The sequence below is a fragment of the Rhizobium sp. N324 genome (genome assembly GCF_001664485.1).
Taxonomy (GTDB): domain Bacteria; phylum Pseudomonadota; class Alphaproteobacteria; order Rhizobiales; family Rhizobiaceae; genus Rhizobium.
On record NZ_CP013630.1, the window covers coordinates 4,024,338 to 4,048,100 of the forward strand.

The window sequence follows — 23,763 nt, forward strand, 5'->3', positions numbered from 1 at the left end:
TCGGTCCGGCCTCAATGGCCGGCATCGTGAGCCGCCTCGTCGAGCAGCCCGAAGACGAAATCCGAGAACGACCGCCAGCACTCCACCCGGAACGTGTCCTTATCGGTGCGCAGAAGCACGATCTCCGCCTTGCCGAGGATCGTCCGCGACGCGGCTCCGACCGAAAAGGAAGACAACGACAGATCCTGCGGGCAGCCGGCGGCAAGCGTTTTTTCCGCACCCGGTCCCGAGACGATGATTGCGAGATTGCGGTGCGAAACGTCGGTCGCCGAATGCACGGCGCTGACCCCGGAAAGCACCGTCATCAGATCGGCGCCGTCCTCGTCGATGACAAGCCATTCGTCCGGCCCGATCCAGAGCACCGATCGGGCGCCGGCCCGCCCCGATGTTTTCGGGACGGTCGGAACGGTCAGACCGAGCGCTTTGGAAAGCGCGGCAAGCGAACCCGCCGGCGCGCGCAACGCCACCCTGCTTGCAGTGGGTGCTACCGTCAGCCGTACCGTTGCGGAGCCGCCGAGGCGGCCGGCAAGCACAGGCTTGCGAATTGCGACATCAGCCATGGATGCGGCCTCCTTCCTTGTCAAAGAACACCAGATCCGTCACCTCGACGGCGATCGTCCGGTCCGGCATCGGCACGTAGAGCGTCTCGCCCATCCGCGCTCGGCCGCCGGCGACGAGCGCGAAGGCGATCGACCGGCCGCAGTTTTCCGACCAGTAGGACGAGGTGACGTGGCCGAGCATTGTCATCGGCTTCGGCTCGTTCGGGTTGGCGACGACCTGCGCGCCTTCCTCAAGCACGAGCTTCGGATCCTTGGTGACAAGGCCGACGAGCTGCTTGCGCCCTTCCTTGACCAGGTCCGGGCGCTGCAGGCCGCGAATGCCGACAAAGTCCTTCTTCTTCTTCGAAACGGCCCAGGCAACGCCCGCGTCATCCGGGGTAACCGTCCCGTCAGTATCCTGGCCGACGATGATGTAGCCCTTCTCGGCGCGCAGAACGTGCATCGTCTCCGTGCCGTAGACGCAGGCGTCAAGCGGCTCGGCATTGGCCCAGACGGCTTCGAGCACCGACTGGCCATAATCGGCCGGCACGTTGATTTCGAAACCGATTTCGCCGGTGAAGGAGACGCGGAACAGCCGCGCAGGCACGCCGCAGACCGTGCACTCGGCAACGCTCATATGCGGGAAGGCCTCGTTCGAGAGGTCGACCCCTTCGACCAGCGGCTCGACGATCGCGCGCGCCTTCGGTCCCTGCACGGCAATGACCGCCCATTGCTCGGTGACCGAGGTCAGCCATACCTTCAGGTCCGGGAATTCCGTCTGCAGGTAATCTTCCATGTGGTGAAGAACGCGCGGCGCTCCGCCGGTCGTCGTCGTCACATGGAAACGGTCCTCGGCCAGTCGCCCGACGACGCCGTCGTCATAAACGAAGCCGTCTTCGCGGGTCATGATGCCGTAGCGGGCCTTGCCCGGCTTCAGCGTGTCCCAGGCATTGGTGTAGATGAGGTTGAGGAACTTCGCCGCATCCGGCCCCACTACCTCGATCTTGCCGAGCGTCGAAGCGTCGAAAATACCGGCCGACTCTCGGGCTGTGCGGCATTCGCGGGCGACCGCCTGGTGCATGCTCTCACCGGCCTGCGGATAGAACCAGGCACGCTTCCAGTTACCGACATCCTCGAAGACGGCGCCATGCGCTTCTTCCCAGTTGTGCAGCGGCGTTTTGCGCGTCGGGTCGAACAGCTCTCCGCGCGAATGGCCGACCAGCGTACCGTAGGTAACAGGCGTATAGGGCGCGCGGAAAGTGGTGAGCCCGACCTGTGGGATCTCCTTGCCGAGCATTTCGGCAGCAATCGCCAGGCCGTGCATGTTGGAAAGCTTGCCCTGGTCCGAAGCCATGCCGTTGGTCGTGAAGCGCTTGATATGCTCGATCGAGTGCATGCCCTCGCGCACGGCAAGGCGGATGTCCTTGGCGCAAACGTCGTGCTGGAAATCGATGAACGCTTTGGCGTTGGTCTTCGGGCCGGCGCCTTCGGCAGCGCCGATCATGCCGCCGGTCCAGTCATAGGCCTGCTCGGCCGAAATGGCGATCTTCTCGCCGCTGCTTCTGCCGGTGGCCTGCGCCATCAGCTCGCCCGCGGCGAGCGATTCCTCGATCGTCCGCTGCAGATCGTCGGTGCCGTTGCAGGCGCCGACCGAAAGGCAGTCCTGCGCATAGGAGCCGGGCAGGAAACGCTGGCTTTCGGCATCGAAGGCCACTTTGCCACGCGACTGCGAGAACAGATGCACCGATGGCGTCCAGCCGGCCGAAACCAGCAATGCGTCGACTGCGATCTTGCGCGGCGAACCGCCGCCGTTGCGCGCCACCGTCATCGACGAGATGCGCAGCCGTCCCGCCGTGTTGATCACCGACTGCCCGGTCAGGACGTCGATGCCGAGCGCACGCGCCTCCTCCAGCACCGCCGCTCCCGGCGCCTGCCTGCAATCGACGATGGCGGCGACCGAAACACCAGCCCGTTTCAGATCGAAAGCCGCCTCATAGGCCGAGTCATGCGCCGTATAGATGCCGACCTTGGTTCCGACAGCGACGCCGTAGTGATTGAGATACATCCGCGCCGCCGAAGCCAGCATGATGCCCGGCCGGTCGTTGTTCGGAAATACCATGTGCCGCTCGATCGCGCCGTTGGCGAGGACCACTCGCTTGGCCCGCACCTGCCACAGCCGCTCGCGCGGCAGATCTTGAGAAGGCTTGGCGATATGATCCGTCACGCGCTCGGCGAGACCGACGAAATTGTGGTTGTAGTAGCCGAAGGCGGTGGTGCGGACCAGCACGTCGACGTTGTCCATCGCCTTCAGCCGCGCCACAGCCTTCTGCGCCCAGGCATAACCCTCCTGGCCGTCGATCGTCACGCCGGCATCGTAGCGCAATGCGCCGCCGACTTCCGCCTGCTCGTCGCAGAGGATCACCTTGGCACCGGTCCCGGCCGCGGCCAGGGCCGCCGAAAGTCCGGCAACGCCGGCGCCGACCACCAGCACGTCGCAATGAGCATAACGGCTGGCATAATGATCCGGATCTTCCTCCGTCGGCGCGACACCGAGGCCGGCGGCACGACGGATGAGCGGTTCGTAGACGCTTTTCCAGGCGGCGCGCGGCCACATGAACGTCTTGTAGTAGAAGCCGGCGGCGAAGAACGGCGACATCAGATTGTTGACCGCGCCGACGTCGAAGGCGAGCGAGGGCCAGCGATTCTGCGAGTTGACGATCATGCCGTCGAAGACTTCCTGCACCGTCGCGCGCACGTTCGGCTGCTTGCGCGCCTTATCGCGGGCGACGTCGATCAGCGCGTTCGGTTCTTCGGCGCCGGCCGACAGAATACCGCGAGCCCGGTGATATTTGAACGAACGTCCCAGAAGATGCACGCCGTGGGCGATCAGCGCCGAGGCGACGGTATCGCCTTCCAGCGCGGTATAGGTCTCGCCGTCGAAGCTGAAGCGCGCGGTTTTGGCCGGCGTCAGGCGCCCCTTGCCGACGATACGGTTCACGCCGCTCATTGCGCCTCTCCTTCCACGGCTTCATATGTCTCGACAGGCGCGTGCTTTTCGGCCTTAGCGCCGATCTCAGGCTTCGGCTCGCCCGCCTTGTACGTCACGATGAACTTGTCGCTCACCGTATCGCGCGCCGCGTTGAAGAAGCGCCCGCAGCCATGAATGTGCCGCCAGCGTTCGAAGATCAGGCCTTTCGGATTGTCGCGCAGAAAGAAATAGGCCTCGAATTCCTCGTCCGAAACCGAGGCGATATCGGCGGGCCGCACGATATGCGCGTCACCCGCGCCGCGGAATTCAAGCTCCGAGCGCTCTTCCTGACAGTAAGGGCAATGGATCAGCAGCATGTGTGATTTCCTTCTCCTCCCCTTCTCTCCAGCGGAGAGAAGGTGCCTGCAAGGCGGATGAGGGGGTGAGCAACGAAAGGAGCGAGCATCTGAGCGACAACACGCATCATCAGTGCGCCACCGCCGCCGCCGCCGCCTCGTCGATCAGCCGGCCGCTGCGGAAGCGCTCCAGCGTCAGCCCGGCGTTGAACTTGTGCGGCTCGTCGCGGGCAATCAGATGCGCGAAGAGATTGGCCGAGCCAGGCGTCGCCTTGAAGCCGCCGGTGCCCCAGCCGCAATTGACGTAGAGCCCGGGAACCGGCGTCTTCGACTGGATCGCCGAACGATCCGGCGTATTGTCGACGATGCCGCCCCATTGCCGCATCATCTTGACGCGCCGGAACATAGGGAAGAGTTCGCAGATGGCGTCGAGCGTATGGGTGATGATCTGCAGCCCGCCGGTTTGCGAATAGGAATTATACTGGTCGGTGCCGGCGCCGATGACGAGCTCTCCCTTGTCGGACTGGGAGATATAGGCATGCACCGTGTTCGACATGACGACGCACGGAAAGATCGGCTTCAGCGGCTCGGAGACCAGCGCCTGCAGCGGGCTCGATTGCAGCGGCACGCGCACATCGGCCATCTTCATGATCGTCGACGTGTGGCCGGCGGCCGACACGGCAACTTTCTTGGCGCCGATGAAACCGCGCGAAGTCTCGACCCCGGTCACGCGTCCATCGGGGCCGCGGCGGATGCCGGTGACTTCGCAATTCTGGATGATGTGCACCCCGCGGTCCGAGGCTGCGCGGGCATAACCCCAGGCGACCGCGTCGTGCCGCGCCGTGCCGCCGCGCCGCTGCAGCGCCGCGCCGTTAATCGGGTAGCGGGCGCTCGCCGAGATATCAAGCGGCGGGCAATAGGCCTTGGCCTGCTCCGGCGTCAGCCATTCATTGTCGATGCCGTACAGCCGGTTGGCATGGATATGCCGCTTGAACGACTGCTGGTCGTGAATATTGTGCGAGAGCATCATCACGCCGCGCGGCGAATACATCACATTGTAGTTGAGCTCCTGAGAAAGCCCTTCCCAGAGCTTCATCGAATGCTCGTAGATCTGCATGCTCTCTTCGTAGAGATAATTCGAGCGGATGATGGTGGTGTTGCGCCCGGTATTGCCGCCGCCGAGCCAGCCCTTTTCGATCACCGCCACATTGGTGATGCCGTGCTCCTTGGCGAGGTAATAGGCCGCACCCAGCCCGTGGCCGCCGGCGCCGATGATAACGACGTCGTATTCGGCGCGCGGCTCAGGCGAAGTCCACTGCTTCTCCCAGCCCTTGTGGCCACGAAGGGCCTCCCGCGCCACGGCAAAAACCGAATATTTCCGCATCCGCCTTCTTCTCCTATAGGGCAAGGGCTGTTCTCCGCGCCCATACAAATCGCAAATCCAAATGCGGCACAACGGTTCTTTTGCGACAGCCAAATGCTTTGCTTTTGACACTGAGCGACATGATGCCGAAAACTGCGCGGTTTTCGCAGACAGCGCGCGGCTTCCGAGGCTGTTCGGCGGGATGAAGCAAAACCGGCCTTCCTTGGGGCCGCCGCACGGCGCTAATCCAAGTGGGCGAGAAGACAAGCAGTTACTAAAATGTTAATTCACCCCATGTTCCCGGGGTTCCTGTATCATGTGGGGTCGGCGTTCATTACTCCAGGCGCTTTGCATTGTGGTTGCCGTCGCGCAACCGGCACTCGCCGCCGAGCCGGTCGGCCAGGCTGTCGTTATCAAGACGGAGGTGACGGGACAGAGCGGCCCCATCGAAGTCGACACCAGCGTCCATCGCAACGAACGCATCAAGACCTCCCCGTCCGGACTTGGCCAGTTCCTGTTTCGTGACGGCACGAAGCTCGCGGTCGGCTGGGGCTCGTCGGTCGTGATCGACAAATATGTCTTCGATGATTCCCAATCGGTCAAGAAACTCACCATCAGAGCGGCAAAGGGCACGTTTCGCTGGGTGAGCGGCAGTTCCAATTCCTCCGCCTACCAGATCCTCACACCCGCCGGCACGATCGGCGTGCGCGGCACCGCTTTCGATTTCTATGTCGGCCCCGATGGCACGACCGCCGTCGTCCTGTTGAACGGCGCCGCCCGGTTTTGCGGCCCGGGCGGCTGCCGGCAATTGCAGCAACGCTGCGATTGCGTGGTGGCCAAGCCGAACGGCAACATGTCGGCGGCACGCCGGGTGGATCCGAGCATTCTCGATACGCTCGGAAATCCCCGCGCGCTCCCCTTCCTCTCCGGCAATCAGCGGCTTTCAGGCGGCATCGGCATGCTCGGCGGCTGCAACATGGCGTCAGCCGCGCCGGAGCGAAAAGACAGAAAACCGCCGCCGCCGGCGATTGCGCCTGTGCCGCAAAGGCAGAATCCGCCGCAGAGGCAAGCCGAGCCACAGAAAGAGCGGCCGAACAAGCCCGACAAACCGCATCATGACAAACCGGATCATGACAGGCCGCATCACGACAAGCCGGATAGGCCCGACAAGCATGATGGCCATGGCCGGCATGACAACGACGGCAAGCCGGGAAATCATGGCGAGGATCATCGAGACCATGACCGCCATCATGACGGAGACCGCGATCGCGATCATGATCGTGATCATGACAGAGACCGGGCCAACGACAGGGGCCGGAATTTCCATCGCGGACGCTGAAGTCCCTCAGTCGGCGGCGCTCTTTTCGCTCCCCTCCGGCGCCTCGCGAAAATGATCGGCCCTGCCGGATATGCGCTGGTAGAATTCCGCCAGAGCGCCGGTCACCTGCACCGCCCTGAGCTTGACGGCACCGATCAGTTTCCGGCTGTTCCGCGAATGTGATTGCAAGGCCTCCATCAACTGCCTGTGAACGACCTCTAGCGCAGCGAATTGCTGAGATGCCGCGACCCGCTCATCACCGACGACGGCAAGGATCTGCGTCCGGCTGCTTTTTCCCTTGAGCGGTAGGGCGCCGGCCTCGATCAGCGCCATCCCCTGCACCGACCTCGCCGTGCTGTCGGAGATGAGGATATCGAAGCCGACCTCCTTGCAGCATGACTCGATGCGGGCCGCGACGTTGACGGCATCACCGACCGCCGAATAGTTGAAGCGTGTCTTGGCTCCCATATTGCCGACGCAGGCAAGACCGGTATGGATGCCGATGCCGATCCCGACCTGTTGTCCGGGTCCGAAGCCGAAGGCGTCGCCGGCGTTCAATTCGGCGAGCGTCTCGCGCATGGCAAGCGCTGCGCGGACAGCCTTGGTTTCATGATCGGTCACATCGACGGGCGCATTCCAGAACGCCATGATCGAGTCTCCGATGAACTTGTCGAGTGTGCCCTCATTGGCCACCACATGGCGGCTCAGCGCATCGAGCAGCGTATTCAGGAAGGCAACGACGTCGGTCGGCGCCAGCCGCTCGCTGATCTCGGTGAAATTCCGGACATCGACGAACATGACCGTCAGTTCGCGATCATCGCCGCCGAGGCGCAGGGCATCGCGGGTGTGCTCGATACGATGGAGCAGCGATGGCGAAAGATAATGCCCGAAGGCGCGCCGCACCGCCCGCCGCTCCCGGTCGATCACCAGGATCCGGAAGGACGTCGCGGCAAAATGAATGATCGATCCGCTGACGATCGGCGCCAGCGGATCGAAAAGAAGCCCGGCATAGAGAAAGGAGAGCCAGGAGGCCACGAGTGCCAGTGCCGTAATCAACAGGCCGCAGATCAGCGCGACGGCAGGGCTGACGAAGGTCGTCACCACGACGAGCAGGCATCCGAGCACGGCAATCGTCAGGATTTCCAGTCCGTCCGCCCAGTCGGGCCGTGACAGGAAATGGCCGGAAAGCATCTGCTCGACCGCCTGGGCATGCAGCGAAACGCCGGGCACGTTCTCGCCGAGCGCCGTGACGCGGATGTCCTGCAGGCCGGCCGCCGAAGTGCCGACAAAGACGATGCTGCCGTCGATGGCGGCCGCGACTTCGGGAGAGGCGCCTTCGGCCGCAAGCACCTGCCGGGCGGATATGTACCGCTCGGCCCGGTCGGGGCTGACATAGAGCCAGAGTTCGCCCGCCGCCGTCAGCGGCACGACGAAATCGCCGATCTTCGCCGATGTCATGATGCCGGCGCGATCGGGCGCGCCCGACAGAACATAGGTCGACGCCCCCTGCGCGACGCGCAGCGCCTCGATGGCGAGATTGGGATAGAGCTGTTGGCCGTCGGTCAAAAACAGCGGAACCGCCCGCACCACCGGCGAGGGATTGCCGGGATTGAGGCTGATATGGCCGAGCCCGGCCGCATTCGCCTCCAATTGCGGCCTGAGCGGCGTCGAGGCGCCGAGATAGGGGGGAGCCGAGACAGGGCTTTCGCCCGTGAAGGCGAAACCCGCTTTGACAGGCGGCCGATAACTGCCCTCATTGGAAAGGCCAAAGCCGAGCACGACGGGCTTCTCGGCAATCGACCGGGCGAATATCTCGTCATTGTCAGGCAGCTTCTCGGCAAGTGACGGATCGACGCCTGCGGCCTCGCGCACGACATTGCGCGGCGACAGCCGGTCCGGCTCCGAGAACAGGATATCGAAGGCGATGGCGGAAGCGCCCATTTGAGAAAGCCGGTCCACCAACAGGGCGAGCCGGTCCCGCGGCCAGGGCCATTGTCCGAATTCGCGCAACGAGGCCTCGTCGATATCGATGACTCGGACTGGCATCGGCTCGAAGGTCCTTGGAACCAACCGCTGATATTCGTCGAAGGTCACACCGCGGATCAGCTTGAAAATCCCGGGATCTTCCGCCCGCAGGATCGTGAGCAGCGCCACGATCACCAGGCCGATAACGACACCGAATTGCTGGACTCGCGTCATGATCTCACCGGGTGTCCCCTCCACGGCCCGCAGAGTGGCCCGCACCGGCCTGCAGGCTACGCCGCTTTCGCTCCAAACGCCATTCGGACATGCCGTGGCGGTCCTCTCTTTCAATGGGCCGCGCTACACATCCGGGTTAGACCGGCTTTTGGCTATATGCAGGGCTTCGATCTTGCCGGGCAGCCGGCGAAATGTTCTTGTAGCAGTCGAAAATCGAATGCCTTCCAGAGAAGAACGAGGGGTCGCCGTGATTTCCGAAACCGCCGCGCGCCGGAGCGGCTATTGGCTGATTGTCGTCGTGCTGGCAATGCTCGCGGGATTGCCGCTGGCCGTTTGGCTCGATATCAGCGATCTCTCGGGAAATACCTTGCGGCGTCAGGCGCGCGACATGAGTTCGCTGATATCGAGCATCCGCGCCTATTATTCCGCCAACGTCGTGGGCCGTGTTCTCGCTGCCCACGCCAGCGGTGCGACCGACGGCACGACCGTCTCGCACAACTACGCCAATATACCAGGCGCCATTCCGCTGCCGGCGACGCTTTCCCTGGAACTCGGCGACGTCATCAAGGAGCAGCAGGCCAATATCACCTACCGATTCGTCTCCGACCTGCCGTTCAAGAGCCGCGCCTCCCACGAACTCGACGAATTCGAGAACAAGGCTCTCGCCGCGCTGCGCGCCAATCCGCAGCAAACTCTGAACGATCTCACCCGTGTCGGCCTGACCGACACCTTGCGGTTCATCACCCCCGTCGTCATGGGCCAGGCCTGCGTGGCCTGCCACAATAGCCATCCGGAAAGCCCGAAGACCGATTGGAAAGTCGGCGATGTGCGCGGCATCCAGGAAGTCATCATCCGGCAGCCCTATGCCAGCAACGTCTTCGCCTTCAAATACCTGCTCTGCTATTTTCTGTTCGTCGCCGTCATCGGCATCAGCTTTATTCTGCTGCAGCGGCAGCAGGCGAGCGCGATCCATAGTGCCAACCAGGATCTGGAAGCGGCGAACGAGTTCCTCGCCAGCGTTTCCCTGAAGATCTCGCGCTATCTCTCGCCGCAGATCTACAAGAGCATCTTCTCCGGGCAGAAGGATGTGGTGGTCCATACCGAGCGCAAGCGCCTGACGATTTTCTTCTCCGACATCAAGGATTTCACCGCCACCACCGAGCGGCTGCAGCCGGAAGCGCTGACGGAGATGCTCAACGAATATCTGACGGAGATGTCGAACATTGCCCTGGAACATGGCGGCACGGTGGACAAGTTCATCGGCGACGCGATGCTGGTGTTTTTCGGCGACCCGGAAACCAAAGGTCCGGAAGAGGATGCCAAAGCCTGTCTGCGCATGGCCGTCGACATGCAGCGCCGTCTCGGCGAACTCAAGGACAGATGGCGCAGAAACGGCACCGAAGAGCCTTTCGTCGTCCGAATGGGCATCAACAGCGGTTATTGCAATGTCGGCAATTTCGGCAGCAGCGACCGAATGGACTATACGATCATCGGGGCGGAGGCCAATCTCGCAGCCCGGCTGCAATCGATCGCCCAGGGCGGACAAATCGTCATCAGCTACGAAACCTATGCGCTGGTCACCGAAATCGTCGACGCGCACCCGCTGCCGCCGATCACGATGAAGGGCATACAGCGCGAGATCGTGCCCTATGCGGTGGATGGGCTGACGCTAGGGGCCGACCATAAGAGCCGCGTGCTCAGCGAACACTTGTCGGGCCTCGACCTGCATCTCGATATGAGCCGGCTGGAGCCGGCCGATCGCCTCCGGGTCAGAACGGCTCTCAAGGAGGCGATCGCAGCGCTGGACGAAACCGCGGCCGAGACAGCCGGATCGTGACCGGATAGGGTCAATCGCGATTTTTCCACCCGCTTCCCATATCCATCTGGACTTCCTATAGCCGATCTGCTATCTCGCATCACCAATCGCAAGGCTGCGGCCGCGCGAACGTTATATTTTTGCCCACTGGCGCTGCGCCGCCGCAGGCATCACCAACCAAAGGAACGTGATTCTCGTGCAGGTACTTGTCCGCGATAACAATGTCGATCAGGCTCTCCGCGCTCTCAAGAAGAAGATGCAGCGCGAAGGCATTTTCCGCGAAATGAAGATGCGCGACTACTACGAGAAGCCGTCGCAGAAGCGTGCACGCGAAAAGGCCGAGGCTGTTCGCCGCGTTCGCAAGCTGGCCCGCAAGCGCGCCCAGCGCGAAGGTCTGGTCGCACGCTGAGCGTTGCCGTCGTTTTTTCGACGTTTTCAGATGCATTGTGGCGGGGGCGATGGGTTCGCCACCGCCTTTTTTAGTTTGCCGCTGAAGATCGCATATCCCGGTATCGGATATGCCGCATGGGGAAAGCGAGCCCGAATGGCTGTCAACACCTTCAATCCGTCCCGCGCCTGGCGCCTGCAGAAAACCGCATTCCTGCCCGCTTTGGCGATGGCCGCAATGTTCGGCCTTGCCGGCTGTGAGACGACAAACACCACGGATGCCGTGATCCGCATCGACAAGGCGCAGGGTTCGGAAGAAAATATCGCCTCGCTAACGGCTGTCATCAACGCCAATCCCAAGGACCCCGAAGGCTACAACGTCCGCGGTTCCGCCTATGGCCGCGGCGGCCAGTTCCGCCAGGCGCTGAACGATTTCAACACTGCATTGCAGATCAATCCTCGGTTCTTCCAGGCCTATGCCAACCGCGCCCTGGTCTATCGCAATATGGGCCAGCAGGCCCAGGCGATCAGCGATTACAATGCCGCTCTGCAAATCAATCCGAGCTACGACGTCGCCTATATCGGCCGCGGCAACGTCTATCGCATGGCCGGCCAGGACGACCAGGCCTTCAACGATTTCGACAAGGCGATACAGCTCGGCACCACCGATGGCCGCGCCTATCACAATCGTGGCCTGATCTACCAGAAGCGCAATCAGCAGGACAAGGCGATCGACGATTTCTCGAAGGCGATCTCGCTCGCGCCGAATTCGCCCGAGCCCTATAATGGCCGCGGCATTTCCTATATCGCGCTGAACGACAACGACAACGCCTTTGCCGACTTCAACCATGCGATCGAACTCAACGGCAACGTCGCCGAATCCTGGGCCAACCAGGCGCTGGTTTACGAGCGGCGGGGCGACAAGGCGAAGGCCGCCCGGTCCTATCGCCATGCCGTCGGCCTTGATCCCAAGTACCAGCCGGCCCGCGATGGCCTCACCCGCGTCGGCGCCTCAGCCGGCTAAGGACGCGAGACGGGCGGCCGAAATATCGGCCGCCGCACGGGCCTCGAAACGACAGACCGAAAACCTGCCTTCGGCCTCGATGACATATCATAGTATGTTGCAACCTGCTCCTGCTCCACCTAACATGGCGCTGCTTCGATAGCCTGCTATCGGGCGTTCGAACCATGTTGAGGGCGGCTTGCGAGAGATGCGGATCTTTGCTTTCCTGACCGCTCGCGAAAACCGTTGCCCGCTGCATGCGATGTGGCGCAATAAATGAAAATCGTCGCACTGTTCTTTCCCAAGGCCTCGATCGGCACCTATCTCGTCGCCATGGCGGTGGCGATCGCACTGCCGATCTTCGCTTTCGTAACCCTGCTGCTGCTGCAGCTTGAGGACAATCAGCGCTCGACGCTGAGGCGCGAGACGGCCCAGGATGCGGTCGCCCTGTCGCGCATCATCGACCGCCAGCTTCAGGACATGGCAACGACGCTGCGGCTGCTTTCGAGTTCGCCGGAACTCGAAGACGGCAATCTCGCCGCCTTTCACCAGCGCACGGAAACCGCCCTCAGAGACAATTCGCTGTTCGTCATCGCCGTCGACCGCATGGGTCAGCAACTCTTGAATACGCGCCGGGCGTTCGGCACCCCGCTCGGCGAGATAGCGAATATCCCGGCCCTCCAGGAAGTCATGACCACCGGTCGCATCGAGGCCTCCGACGTCTTTCGCGGCCGCACCAGCGGCGACTGGGTCTACAACGTTACCCTGCCGCGGAAGAACGATCCGGTCGCAGCCCTGATCATTACGCAGGACGCCAAGGATCTCGGCAAGCTGGTGACCACCGAGGGCCTTGCTCCTGGCTGGTCGGCCGCCGTCATCGATCAGAGCGGCCATGTAGTTGCCGCCACCGGCCCCGCCAATCTGGAACCCGGCACGCCCTTCGATCCACGCATCCTGCCGGCGTTCACCGCTTCGCGCGGTGTCTTCCAGGACGAGACGATCCTGCCGCACATGCTGCTCGGTTATTCCAGAATTCCCGGTTGGTCGTGGAAAACAGTGATCTGGGGACCGATCGCCCAGGCATCGATCCTCAGCACCTGGCGTTTCCTCATCATCGGCGGCGTCGCCCTGGTGCTCGTCGCCGTGCTCGGCGCCTATGCCGTGGCGAGGCAGGTTCGCACCACCATCCGCGATATCGCCGAAATGGCCAACCGCATGGGCGAAGGCCATATCGTCTCGCCGGTCGAGACCAGTGTCATCGAGGCAAACCAGGTGGCGATCGCCCTTTCGAATGCCTCCTTCGATCGCAGCCAGACCGAAGACCGGCTGCGCTTCGTCATGCACGAACTCGTCCACCGCACCAAAAACCTTCTGACGCTGGCCCAGGCCATGATGCGCCAGCTCGCCAAACAGGCCGATAGCGTCGAGACCTTCCAGGCCGCCGTCGCCGACCGCCTCGAAGGGCTGGTGCGGTCGATCGAACTTCTGACCAGCGAGCAATGGGGAGGCGTATCGCTGCGGCGGGTTGTCGACATCCACCTGCAGGCCTTCCCGCAATCGCGTGAACAGATCGAAATCACAGGCAAAGATTTCGTTCTGAAGCCGGATGCGGTGCAGAACCTCGGCCTTGCCTTGCATGAACTCGCCACCAATTCGGTGAAATATGGTGCGCTCTCCGTCCCGCAAGGCCGTGTCCGCTTCGAATGGCACGATGTCAGGGAGGAGGACAAGCCGGATGCCCTGCTCCGCTTCACCTGGGAGGAGCGCGGCGGCCCGCCTGTGGTAGAACCGACCCGCTCCGGCTTCGGCACAACAGTCATCAAGGCCCATGCCGCCTCCGCCTTCCGCGGCACGGTGCAGGTCGATTTCCGGCCCGAGGGACTGCTGTGGGTGCTCACGGCCCAGCGCGCCACGCTAGAGCGGGAATAACTCCCGGAACAATCGCCACCTCTACCCGTTTCGAACAGGTCGTTCCCAAGGAGAAAGACCATGTTCAAGCAAACGATGATCGCAGCCGCAGCTCTGGCAGCCGCTGCCTGGGCAAATCCGGCCGGCGCGGAAAGCTATGTCACGCTCGGCCGCCTGGTCTGCGGATCGGATGGCGGCCAGGGTCTGATCATCACTTCGCAGAAGAACCTGATCTGCACCTATACGCCGGCATCAGGCGGTGCCAAGGCCGTGTATGCCGGTAAAATCGAGAAGTTCGGCCTCGACATCGGCCAGACCGGCAAGAGCGTGATGATCTGGCAGGTGCTGGCAAAAACCGGCACGGATATGCCGCAATTCGCGCTGGCCGGCGAATATTACGGCGTCGGGGCGGATGCGAGCATCGGTGCCGGCGCCGGCGCCAAGGTGATCGCCGGCGGCACCAACAAAGCATTCATGCTGCAGCCGCTGAATGTCCAGGCCCAGGAGGGGTTGAACCTCGCCATCGGGGTCGAGAAGATGACGCTCGTGCCGGGCGAGGTCTGACGGCACGGAACGACGTCAATCGAACAGCCGCCCGGGGGCGGCTGTATCGGCGTCATCCATGCGTGATCGCCTTGTTGATATCCTCGGTCATTTTCTTCGCGTCGCCGAGCAGCATCATCGTACCATCCTTGTAGAACAGCGTATTGTCGATGCCGGCATAACCCGAGCCGAGCGAGCGTTTGACGAACAGGCAGGTCTTGGCCCGGTCGACGTCGAGGATCGGCATGCCGTAGATCGGCGAGGTCTTGTCGTCGCGCGCCGCCGGATTGGTGACGTCGTTGGCGCCGATGACATAGGCGACATCGGCCTGGGCAAATTCCGAATTGATATCCTCGAGTTCGAAGACCTCGTCATAGGGAACATTGGCTTCGGCGAGCAGCACATTCATGTGGCCAGGCATGCGCCCGGCGACCGGGTGAATCGCATATTTCACCTCGACGCCGTTCTTCTTCAGATTGTCGGCGAGTTCGCGCAACGCATGCTGGGCCTGGGCGACCGCCATGCCGTATCCCGGCACGATGATGACCTTCGATGCATTGGCCATCAGATAGGCTGCATCCTCGGCCGAACCGAGCTTGACGGTCTTGTCTGAAGTGTCGGGCCCGCCGGATGCCGTCTCGCCGCCGAAACCGCCGAGGATGACGGAGACGAAGGAACGGTTCATGCCCTTGCACATGATGTAGGAAAGAATGGCGCCGGAAGAACCGACAAGCGCGCCGGTGATGATCAGCGCCAGATTGCCGAGTGTGAAGCCGATGCCGGCCGCAGCCCATCCGGAATAGGAATTCAGCATCGAGACGACGACCGGCATATCGGCGCCGCCGATCGGCACGATCAAGAGAACGCCGAGCGCCAGCGACAGCGCCACGACGGCCCAGAAGTCGAAATGGCTTTCGGTGGCGGCAAGCCCGATGATGAACAACACGATCAGCACCAGCAGGGTCGCATTGATCACATGCCGATAAGGCAGCAGGATCGGCTTGCCGGACATGCGCCCGTCGAGCTTCAGGAAGGCGATAATCGAGCCGGTGAAGGTCAGCGCTCCGATCGCCACGCCGAGGGCCATCTCGACGCGCGCCTCGGTGTGGATGTGGCCGATCTCGCCGATGCCGAAGGAGGCGGGGGTATAGAGCGCCGAGGCCGCCACCAAGACGGCGGCAAGGCCGACCAGCGAATGGAAACCGGCGACGAGCTGCGGCATCGAGGTCATGGCGATGGTGCGGGCGACATAGGCGCCGACGCTGCCGCCGATGGCAAGGCCGAGGATGATCAGCACGAAGCCACCGAAATTCGGCGTCGCCAGCACCAGCGTCGTCAGGATGGCGATGCCCATGCCGATCATGCCGTAGAGATTGCCCCTACGGCTGGTGGCCGGATGCGAGAGACCCCGCAGTGCCAGGATGAAGAGAACGCCGGAGACGAGGTAGAGGAAGGCTGCGATATTGGTCATCGGTTCCTCACCGGTCCTTCTTGCGGTACATCGAGAGCATCCGCTGCGTCACCAGGAATCCGCCGAAAATGTTCACCGAGACGAGCACGAGCGCCACGAAGCCGAAGCCGGTCGCAAGCCCGCTTGTCGAGATGCCGACCGCCAGAAGCGCGCCGACGACGATGACGGAGGAGATCGCATTGGTGACGGCCATCAGCGGCGTATGCAACGCCGGCGTCACCGACCACACGACGTAATAACCGACGAAGATCGACAAGACGAAGATCGCCAGCTGGAAGACGAAGGGATCGATCGCCCCGCCAGTCGCAGCACTGGCCGCCTCAGGTGCATGGGCCGCCGCGGTGACAACGGCGGTCACCGCCTGGTCGAGCTGCTCCAGCGCTCTGTCCATTGCTTCACTGGCCATCACAGATCTCCCTTCTTCGCGCCGCCGAAGGCGGGATGAACCACGTCGCCGGCGTAGGTCAGCATCGTCGCTTTGACGAGCTCGTCGTCGAGGTTGACGACGACGCTTCGGCTTTCCTTGTTGACCATGGTCTCCAGGAAGGTGACGAGGTTCTTGGCGTAGAGCGCCGAAGCGCTGGCCGCGACCCGGCCCGGCATATTGGCGAAACCGATCACCTTGACGCCGTCGACATCGGCGATCTCGCCGGCGACGACGCCCTCGATATTGCCGCCGCGCTCGACGGCGAGGTCGACGGCGACCGCGCCAGGCTTCATCGCCGCGAGCATGGTGCGCGAAACAAGCCGCGGCGCCGCGCGGCCGGGGATCAGCGCTGTGGTGATGACAATATCCTGCTTGGCGATATGCTCGGCCACGAGTGCGGCCTGCTTTGCCTGATAGTCGGCGGACATTTCCTTGGCATAGCCGCCGGCCGTTTCCGCCGCCTTGAACTCCTCGTCCTCGACGGCGATGAACTTGGCCCCGAGCGAGGCGACCTGCTCCTTGGCGGCCGGGCGCACGTCGGTGGCCGAGACCGCAGCACCCAAGCGCCGCGCCGTCGCAATCGCCTGAAGACCGGCGACGCCGGCACCCATGACGAAGACCTTGGCGGCCGGCACGGTGCCGGCAGCCGTCATCATCATCGGCATGGCGCGGTCATAGATCGCAGCCGCCTCGATGACCGCCTGATAGCCGGCGAGATTGGCCTGGGACGACAGCACGTCCATCGATTGTGCACGGGTAATGCGCGGCATCAGCTCCATGGCGAAAGCCGAAAGGCCGGCGCTTGCCAGAGCCGCGATCGCTTCGTCATTGCCGTAGGGATCCATGATGGCGATGACGACGGCGCCGCTTTTATAGCCTGAAACTTCCTGTTCGCTCGGGCGGCGCACCTTCAGCACCACATCGGCGGAGCCGGCATCGGCAAAACTGCCGATCCTGGCGCCCGCCGCCTCGAACTCTGCGTCCGGAACGCGCGACGCAGCACCGGCACCGGCTTCGACGACGACATCGAAGCCGAAGCTTTTCATCTTTTTCACGGTCTCGGCGGAGGCCGCGACACGCGTCTCCTCGCCCGCAATTTCCCTTGCAACGAAAACGATATTGCCCAACTGCCCCCTCCTCCGGGTCAGCCAGACCGCCGCAGGCTTCCCTGCGCAGGCCAAGCACCTAAAGCATGTCGCGCAAAACTGTCCGGCGGTTCTGCGATAACGATATGCGAGAAAATAAAGACCTGAAGCGCGAGCAGCGAATCGGAACGATCGCGACGCGCTTCAGTCACAAGCTTCGGCGAAGCCTTCCCTTTGCCGCGATCAGCGGACCAGGAAGACGCCGGCAGCGAGAAGAATGATGAAGACGAAGAGGCCGCCGAGAAGGCCGGCGCCGCCGAAGAAACCTGCGGTCATCGCAAGCAGCAGGACGATGAGAAGCATCGAGCCGTATTTCGTGGCGGTAATGAACATGTCGTAGGTCTTTTCATGTTCCTTGTAATCCATCGGCGCGCCGGTCTCGACCGGTCCGGTATGATGTTCGGCCATAAATATCGTCTCCTGAAATGCCTCTGCGCTGCCTGATTCCCTCGCTGGCGAGGGAAGTCCCTGCCTGCAGGAATTACACAATGACAGGCGAAAGCGCAATGCATGAGAATGCCGCAGCGACGCGCGGAAATGTGCAGCGATTCCTCGCAACGACATGCTATCTATCCGGGCGAAAACACGAGGGGCGACGACGTGATTGTCATCGCCCCTCATTGTTTTCACTCAAATCTCTCCGCGAGAGAACAGAAATCAGAGCGGCAGGTCGGTGCCGAGTTCGCCCTGCGGCACGAAGCGCGCCGTCGGAATGATGGTGAGCGGCGGCAAGGTGTCGTTGGGATTGCGCGAAAACATCATGCGCTGCTCGCTGGCGCTGGAGATGAAGAAGGGATAACGCGTCAACAGCTTGCGCCCGACCTCGATCACGTTCGTCGCCATCAGCGTCATGTCGATCCCGTAATTCTTCGCCAGCCGGCCGGGCACGACCGTGTCGGCATAGAAGACCCGCTTGTAGAAGGCCGCATGCGGCGGCCGAACGAACTGCAGAACCCGGTCCGCACGGAAATACGCCGCCGCGACGATGGTCGGCCGCAGCGTCAGATAGGGAACCCAGGGCAGATCGGCGGTGAGTTCGGGGTCGGCCGCGAAACGCGCCGGATCGATCAGCGTCAGCCCCGCATCCAGAAGCTCATCCATCGCCTCGGGAAAGGCGCCGCCTGATTGGCTGAGGCGGTGCTCCGGTGTGACATAATGAACCCGGATGGTGCTGACCAATTCCCCATAATAATACAGGCCGAAAATATAGGCGTGGCCGTCGAAATCGCTGTCGTCAAGCAGCCCCTTCGGAGCGAGCGCGAGCACGTCGTGGGCCTTGTAGGCCTTGTAGCGCAGGCGTTCTACCTGCTCCATGTCTTCGCTGCTTTCGACGCGGCGATACTCGACATGGTCCAAAACTTCCAAAATTTTCGCGCTGAAATCGCTACGCTTGAACAGTGTCTCTGACATTTTCCCGATCCGCTCGTTAACGGATCATTAATCATATGCCGACGAGATTTAGGCAAGGAAATCCGATAATTCGGGCCGTTTATAAAGTATTAAGGTTAACGGTGCGGAGAATTGTCAGTGCAAAAGCGGCCGATGCGGATCGCTTAGGCGACCTTGCTGCGCCGACGCTGAACGGGGCGGCGGCCGATACCCTGCTGCAACAGCGGGATATTCTGGGAAGGCACGGGCTGCGAGAAAACATAGCCCTGTACGAGGTCGGTGCTGCGATGTTTGTTGAGCAGGGCGAGCTGCTCTTCGGTCTCGACGCCCTCGATGACGATCTTCAGCCCCAGTTCGCGGGCGAGATGGACCGTGCCGCGCAGGAGTTTGAGGCGGCGGGTATCCTCGACGATATTGCGGACGAAGGAGCGATCGATCTTGACGATATCGAGCGGCAGCGTATCGAGATAGCTCAGGCTGGAGAAGCCGGTCCCGAAATCGTCGATGGCGATGGTGATGCCGCGGGCCCGGAGTTCAGCCAGGATGGCGCGCACGGCCGCCGGCTCGTCGATCAGGCAGCTTTCCGTGACTTCGAGATGCAGCCGCGCCGCGTCGAGGCCGGAATGGGCAAGCGCATCGGCGACCACCTGAAGAATGTCGGCATCCCTGAGATCGCGCGCCGAGAGGTTGACCGAGACGGCGATATGATCCGGCCAGTTCATGCATTCGCTGCAGGCCTTGAACAGGACGAAGCGGGTGATGTCGGAGATGATGCCCATATCCTCGGCGAGCCGGATGAAGACATCGGGCGGGATCGAGCCCTTCTCGGGATGCACCCAGCGCGCCAAGGCCTCGGCGCATTCGATCCGCGAACCGTCGGCCCGGAACATCGGCTGGAAAACCAGATGCAGCGCCTGCGCCGAAACCGCCTCGCGCAGATCCGCCTTCAGCTTCTGCTGCTCGATGTAGCGGCCGTCCATTTCCCGCTCAAAGCCGGAGATGCCGCCCTTGAAGCGGGACTTGCTTTCGAACAGCGCCAAATCCGCCTTGACGCTCCATTCGTCCATGGCGAAGGCGGTGCTTTCGAGGATGGCATAACCGGCACTGAGCGAAACGAGGAAGGTCAGCTCATCGACCTCGTAGTGGCCCTGGATCGCCGCATGCACGCGGCGGATCTCGATGTCGAGTAAGCCCGGCTCTTTCGCATGCGGGAAGAACAGGATGAACTGGTCGCCCATCAGCCGGCCGAGAATGGCGTTGCCGGAGGCCTGCTTGATGCGGGCGGCGATAGCACAGAGCAGATGATCGCCGGTGACATGGCCGCGCATGTCGTTGACATGTTTGAATTCATCGATATCGAGAACCATGAAGCCGAGCGGCCCGGACTTTCTCGGATGTTTGGCGAGATACTCCTGCACCAGTTGCCCGAAATATTGCCGGTTCGGCAGGCCGGTGAGCGCATCGAAGCGGACCATGTGCATGATCTTCTGCTCCGCCTTCACCCGGCTCGACACGTCCTCAAAGATCAGCACGGCGCCGCCGTCGGCCCTTCGGCTGGCGGAGAATTCCAGCGACAGCCCTTCGGGAAAATGAATGAGCGTGCGCGACAGATTGCCTTCGGCGACCTGTGTGAGCTGGCGCAGGATGAGCTCCGGCTGCGAAGCGTCCATGAAGCTGTAGCGCGCGCCGTAGCGCAGCACGGCGCCGAGATCGCGGTCCTTCAGCCGCTCCGGCGCGCCGATCTTCAGAAGCTCGCAGGCCTTGCGATTGACGACCTGGATCCGGTTTTCGGCATCGACCATGACCAGGCCATGCGGCATGTTGTTGAGCGCCGTATCGAAGCGGTCGGCGATGATGGTGATTTCCCGGCGCGCGATGACATTCTCATAAAGGAACTCGCGCACGCCGTTCGCCATGGCCCGCGTCGTCAGCCAGAAGGGAATGAGGAAGATCGACAGCAGACCACGATAGAAATCCAGTGCCATCAGGCTGCAGACGATCATCGGCAGACAGCAGGAGAAGGTCTGCAGGTCGACCGCAAGCCGCGAACCGTAATTGCGGCCGACGACGGAAACCATGGTCGCCATGGTCACGGCAATGCAGGCAAGTTCGGCAAAGGAATCGTGCACGACGAAGATGGCGTAGCCGCTGGCAAGGCCAAGCAGGGCGGTGGTGCAGGCCGCACCGGCGACCAGTATCCGCTCCCAACGCTCGATTCCGTCGTGCGACAGGCTCTCCTTGTCGACACCATCGAACTGCCGGAAGATGACCATGCGAATGCAGAAGACCAGGAGGAAAGCGGCGGCCAGCAGGATGTAGACGAAGGACAGGGTCTTGGCGGCGACGGCAAGGCAGGTTGCGACATGCACGATCACGCCGGCAAGAAGCGTCATGCGGTTCCCGGAAAGGGAGCTCACAAACGACAGATACACATCTAAAGGGACCCTGTTCGGGTTATCTGGCTTCATCCACACTTTCCCTGTGCGCGGGAATTCTAAGCCGAACCCTTTAAAAATTGATTTCAATGGAATCAAACATTTGGTCAAATTTTCTAAAACCAGAGGATGAACCGCACAGCTTACACGCGTTAATGCAGCCTCCTGGCGAGATTATTGAAATTTTTTATCCACGCCAGGGTTGTCGAATTATTACATGGTCACACGGCCCGGTCGGCGCATCTAAGACTATACTCCAAGCCGAGGCATTTATCCTTCCAATTTCGAAGGCCGTGGTCTACATCGATTGCAAGAGGGAAAGCTGCCGGAAAAACGGCAGGGCAAGAACAAGGGAAACGAATGTCGGGACTTCTGGCGGCAAGCCGGCTGATCGATTCGGTCAGTCGGATCATGGGCAAACTTTCCGAATATATGGTGCTGTTCTGCTGTCTGATCAGCGCCGGAAACGCCATCGTCCGCTACGCCTTCAATTACAGTTCGAACGGCTGGCTTGAGATCCAATGGTATCTCTTCGCCTTCGTCGTCATGCTCGGCGCCTCGCATGCGCTGCGCAACAACGAACATGTCCGCGTCGACCTAATCTATGGTGCGGTGTCCGACAAGGCGAAGATCTGGATCGACATCGTCGGTCTCATCCTGTTCCTCATCCCGGTCTGCGTCTTCCTCACCTGGCTCTGCTGGCCCTTCTTCACGCTGTCCTACCAGCAGGGGGAAATATCGGGCAATGCCGGCGGGCTGATCCGCTGGCCCGTCAAGCTGGTCCTCGTCGCCGGCTTCGGACTGTTGTCTCTCCAGGGGCTGTCCGAGCTGATCAAGCGGATTGCCGCCCTCACCGGCCATATCAGCATCGACACGACATACGAAAAGCCGCTGCAATAGCGCCTCGGGAGGAACGGATTTGTTTGATTTCGGTATCATTCCGCCGGCGATGTTCCTGGGCATGGTCATCTTCATGCTCTACGGCTTTCCGGTCGCCTTTTCGCTCGCCGCCGTCGGCCTGTTTTTCGGCATTATCGGCATCGTCACCGGCCATTTCGGCGAAGTCTTCCTGCAGGCGCTGCCGCTGCGTTTCTTCGGCATCCTTTCCAACGACCTGCTGCTCGCCATCCCCTTCTTCACCTTCATGGGCGCGGTGCTGGAGCGCTGCGGGCTGGCCGAGGATCTGCTCGAAGGCACCGGCAAACTCTTCGGCGGCATACCGGGCGGCCTTGCCTATGCCGTCATCCTCGTCGGTGCGGTGCTCGGCGCCATCACCGGCACGGTCGCCGCCTCCGTCATCACCATGGGCGTGATCTCGCTGCCGATCATGCTGCGCTACGGTTACAACCCGCGCCTTGCGACCGGCGTCATCGCCGCCTCGGGCACCATCACCCAGGTGATCCCGCCCTCGCTCGTGCTCGTCGTTCTCGCCGACCAGCTCGGCAGGTCGGTCGGCGACATGTATCTCGGCGCGATCGGCCCCTCGATCCTGCAGGTGTCGATCTTCGTGCTCTTCATCCTGGTGATGTCGATCATCCGGCCGAAATCGATGCCGCCGCTGCCGAAGGAAGTGCGCGGCGACTTCAACTGGGCGCTGCTCGCCAAAGTGCTGATGGGCATGGTGCCCTCGATCGTGCTGATCTTCCTGGTGCTCGGCACGATCTTCATGGGCCTTGCGACGCCGACGGAAGCTGGGGCGCTGGGCGTCGTCGGCGCCATGGGCCTCGCTGCCATGAATCGCCGCCTCACCTGGCCGCTGATCCGCCAGGCAATGACATCGACCACCCACATCACCTCCATGGTGGTGATGATCCTGATCGGCTCCACCTGTTTCAGCCTGGTCTTCCAGGGTATGGACGGCTCGCGCTGGATCGAGCACATGCTGTCGGGCCTTCCCGGCGGCCCGGTCGGCTTCCTGATCTTCGTCAACCTCTTCATCTTCGTGCTCGCCTTCTTCCTCGATTTCTTCGAGATCGCTTTCATCGTCATCCCGATGCTTGCCCCCGTCGCCTCCCATCTCGGCATCGACCTGATCTGGTTCGGCGTGCTGATCTGCGTCAACATGCAGACGAGCTTCATGCATCCGCCCTTCGGCTTCGCGCTGTTCTACCTGCGCTCGATCGCCGGCAAGGACGTCAAGACCTCGGATATCTACATGGGCGCCCTGCCCTGGGTCGGCATGCAGTTGATCCTGGTGGCGATCGTGATCTTCTGGCCGCAATCGGTGACCTATTGGCTGGCTCACGGCCCGAAGGTCGACCCGAACTCGATCAAGATCGAGGTCCCGGGCTTCGGTGGCCAGCTCGGCCTGCCGCCGCTGGGCGGCGGTGGCAACGGCGCGCCGCAGATCCCCGGCCTGACCCTGCCGCCACTCGGCCTGCCCGGAGCGCCGCCGCCGCCCGCCAAATAACTCGCCAAATAACCGGCCAAAACAAAACCCCGGATCAAGCGCTCCGGGGTTTTGTCATGCGTTGATGTCATGCGTCGATGGAAGCC

19 protein-coding genes are annotated in these 23,763 nt (G+C 62.3%); 8 read left to right on the forward strand and 11 right to left on the reverse strand.

Annotated features, from left to right (window positions below; all coding sequences use genetic code 11):
- Nucleotides 1-11: 11 nt before the first annotated feature.
- From AMK05_RS19405 to AMK05_RS19420, 4 genes are all read right to left on the reverse strand, one after another.
- The gene (locus AMK05_RS19405; protein WP_064840728.1) at nucleotides 12-560 is read right to left on the reverse strand and encodes a sarcosine oxidase subunit gamma; all 549 of its coding nucleotides are present in this window, start codon (nucleotides 558-560) and stop codon (nucleotides 12-14) included.
- On the reverse strand, nucleotides 553-3,546 hold the full coding sequence (locus tag AMK05_RS19410) for a sarcosine oxidase subunit alpha (protein WP_064840729.1): 2,994 nt from the start codon (nucleotides 3,544-3,546) through the stop codon (nucleotides 553-555). The genes AMK05_RS19405 and AMK05_RS19410 overlap by 8 nt, the downstream gene beginning before the upstream one ends.
- Nucleotides 3,543-3,884 carry a sarcosine oxidase subunit delta gene (locus tag AMK05_RS19415; RefSeq protein ID WP_064840730.1) on the reverse strand — a complete coding sequence of 114 codons (342 nt, stop codon included), beginning with the start codon at nucleotides 3,882-3,884 and terminating at the stop codon, nucleotides 3,543-3,545. The genes AMK05_RS19410 and AMK05_RS19415 overlap by 4 nt, the downstream gene beginning before the upstream one ends.
- A gap of 109 nt (nucleotides 3,885-3,993) precedes the next feature.
- The gene (locus AMK05_RS19420; RefSeq protein ID WP_064840731.1) at nucleotides 3,994-5,247 is read right to left on the reverse strand and encodes a sarcosine oxidase subunit beta family protein; all 1,254 of its coding nucleotides are present in this window, start codon (nucleotides 5,245-5,247) and stop codon (nucleotides 3,994-3,996) included.
- A gap of 295 nt (nucleotides 5,248-5,542) precedes the next feature.
- On the opposite strand from AMK05_RS19420, the gene AMK05_RS19425 reads away from it, so the two are divergent.
- Nucleotides 5,543-6,565: a FecR family protein gene (locus AMK05_RS19425; protein ID WP_064840732.1), complete on the forward strand. Its 1,023-nt coding sequence runs from the start codon at nucleotides 5,543-5,545 to the stop codon at nucleotides 6,563-6,565.
- A gap of 6 nt (nucleotides 6,566-6,571) precedes the next feature.
- Here the strand turns inward: AMK05_RS19425 and AMK05_RS19430 are convergent, their stop codons facing one another.
- Complete coding sequence (locus tag AMK05_RS19430) at nucleotides 6,572-8,743, reverse strand: CHASE2 domain-containing protein (RefSeq protein ID WP_064840733.1); 2,172 nt, start codon at nucleotides 8,741-8,743, stop codon at nucleotides 6,572-6,574.
- A gap of 217 nt (nucleotides 8,744-8,960) precedes the next feature.
- On the opposite strand from AMK05_RS19430, the gene AMK05_RS19435 reads away from it, so the two are divergent.
- The 5 genes from AMK05_RS19435 to AMK05_RS19455 all read left to right on the forward strand — a co-directional run bounded on the left by AMK05_RS19435 (nucleotide 8,961) and on the right by AMK05_RS19455 (nucleotide 14,421).
- Nucleotides 8,961-10,580: an adenylate/guanylate cyclase domain-containing protein gene (locus tag AMK05_RS19435; RefSeq protein WP_064840734.1), complete on the forward strand. Its 1,620-nt coding sequence runs from the start codon at nucleotides 8,961-8,963 to the stop codon at nucleotides 10,578-10,580.
- Between the two features lie 175 nt (nucleotides 10,581-10,755).
- On the forward strand, nucleotides 10,756-10,968 hold the full coding sequence (gene rpsU / locus AMK05_RS19440) for a 30S ribosomal protein S21 (RefSeq protein ID WP_003585885.1): 213 nt from the start codon (nucleotides 10,756-10,758) through the stop codon (nucleotides 10,966-10,968).
- Nucleotides 10,969-11,103: 135 nt separating this feature from the next.
- Nucleotides 11,104-11,970, forward strand: a complete 867-nt coding sequence (locus AMK05_RS19445; protein ID WP_064840735.1) for a tetratricopeptide repeat protein — start codon at nucleotides 11,104-11,106, stop codon at nucleotides 11,968-11,970.
- A 255-nt stretch (nucleotides 11,971-12,225) separates the two neighbouring features.
- The gene (locus tag AMK05_RS19450) at nucleotides 12,226-13,878 is read left to right on the forward strand and encodes a sensor histidine kinase (protein ID WP_064840736.1); all 1,653 of its coding nucleotides are present in this window, start codon (nucleotides 12,226-12,228) and stop codon (nucleotides 13,876-13,878) included.
- Nucleotides 13,879-13,938: 60 nt separating this feature from the next.
- Entirely contained in the window at nucleotides 13,939-14,421 is a 483-nt protein-coding gene (locus AMK05_RS19455) for a DUF992 domain-containing protein (protein WP_064840737.1), read from the forward strand.
- A 52-nt stretch (nucleotides 14,422-14,473) separates the two neighbouring features.
- On the opposite strand, the gene AMK05_RS19460 is transcribed toward AMK05_RS19455, so the two are convergent.
- From AMK05_RS19460 to AMK05_RS19485, 6 genes are all read right to left on the reverse strand, one after another.
- Nucleotides 14,474-15,871 (reverse strand): NAD(P)(+) transhydrogenase (Re/Si-specific) subunit beta, encoded by a 1,398-nt coding sequence (locus tag AMK05_RS19460; protein ID WP_064840738.1) that lies wholly within the window; start codon nucleotides 15,869-15,871, stop codon nucleotides 14,474-14,476.
- A 7-nt stretch (nucleotides 15,872-15,878) separates the two neighbouring features.
- Nucleotides 15,879-16,277: a proton-translocating transhydrogenase family protein gene (locus AMK05_RS19465; protein WP_007631757.1), complete on the reverse strand. Its 399-nt coding sequence runs from the start codon at nucleotides 16,275-16,277 to the stop codon at nucleotides 15,879-15,881.
- Nucleotides 16,277-17,425 carry a Re/Si-specific NAD(P)(+) transhydrogenase subunit alpha gene (locus AMK05_RS19470; RefSeq protein ID WP_064840739.1) on the reverse strand — a complete coding sequence of 383 codons (1,149 nt, stop codon included), beginning with the start codon at nucleotides 17,423-17,425 and terminating at the stop codon, nucleotides 16,277-16,279. Before AMK05_RS19470 ends, AMK05_RS19465 begins: the two co-directional genes overlap by 1 nt.
- Nucleotides 17,426-17,626: 201 nt before the next feature.
- On the reverse strand, nucleotides 17,627-17,851 hold the full coding sequence (locus AMK05_RS19475; RefSeq protein WP_049734747.1) for an aa3-type cytochrome c oxidase subunit IV: 225 nt from the start codon (nucleotides 17,849-17,851) through the stop codon (nucleotides 17,627-17,629).
- Between the two features lie 249 nt (nucleotides 17,852-18,100).
- Nucleotides 18,101-18,853 carry an N-acyl amino acid synthase FeeM domain-containing protein gene (locus AMK05_RS19480; RefSeq protein ID WP_064840740.1) on the reverse strand — a complete coding sequence of 251 codons (753 nt, stop codon included), beginning with the start codon at nucleotides 18,851-18,853 and terminating at the stop codon, nucleotides 18,101-18,103.
- A 143-nt stretch (nucleotides 18,854-18,996) separates the two neighbouring features.
- The gene (locus AMK05_RS19485; protein ID WP_064840741.1) at nucleotides 18,997-21,300 is read right to left on the reverse strand and encodes a putative bifunctional diguanylate cyclase/phosphodiesterase; all 2,304 of its coding nucleotides are present in this window, start codon (nucleotides 21,298-21,300) and stop codon (nucleotides 18,997-18,999) included.
- A gap of 327 nt (nucleotides 21,301-21,627) precedes the next feature.
- Between AMK05_RS19485 and AMK05_RS19490 the strand changes: the two genes are divergently transcribed.
- Together AMK05_RS19490 and AMK05_RS19495 are read left to right on the forward strand one after the other, a co-directional pair.
- Nucleotides 21,628-22,167, forward strand: coding sequence for a TRAP transporter small permease subunit (locus AMK05_RS19490; RefSeq protein WP_064840742.1), 540 nt, complete (start codon nucleotides 21,628-21,630; stop codon nucleotides 22,165-22,167).
- Nucleotides 22,168-22,186: 19 nt separating this feature from the next.
- A complete protein-coding gene (locus AMK05_RS19495; RefSeq protein ID WP_064840743.1) occupies nucleotides 22,187-23,677 on the forward strand; it encodes a TRAP transporter large permease in 1,491 nt (496 codons plus the stop codon).
- Nucleotides 23,678-23,763 lie beyond the last annotated feature (86 nt).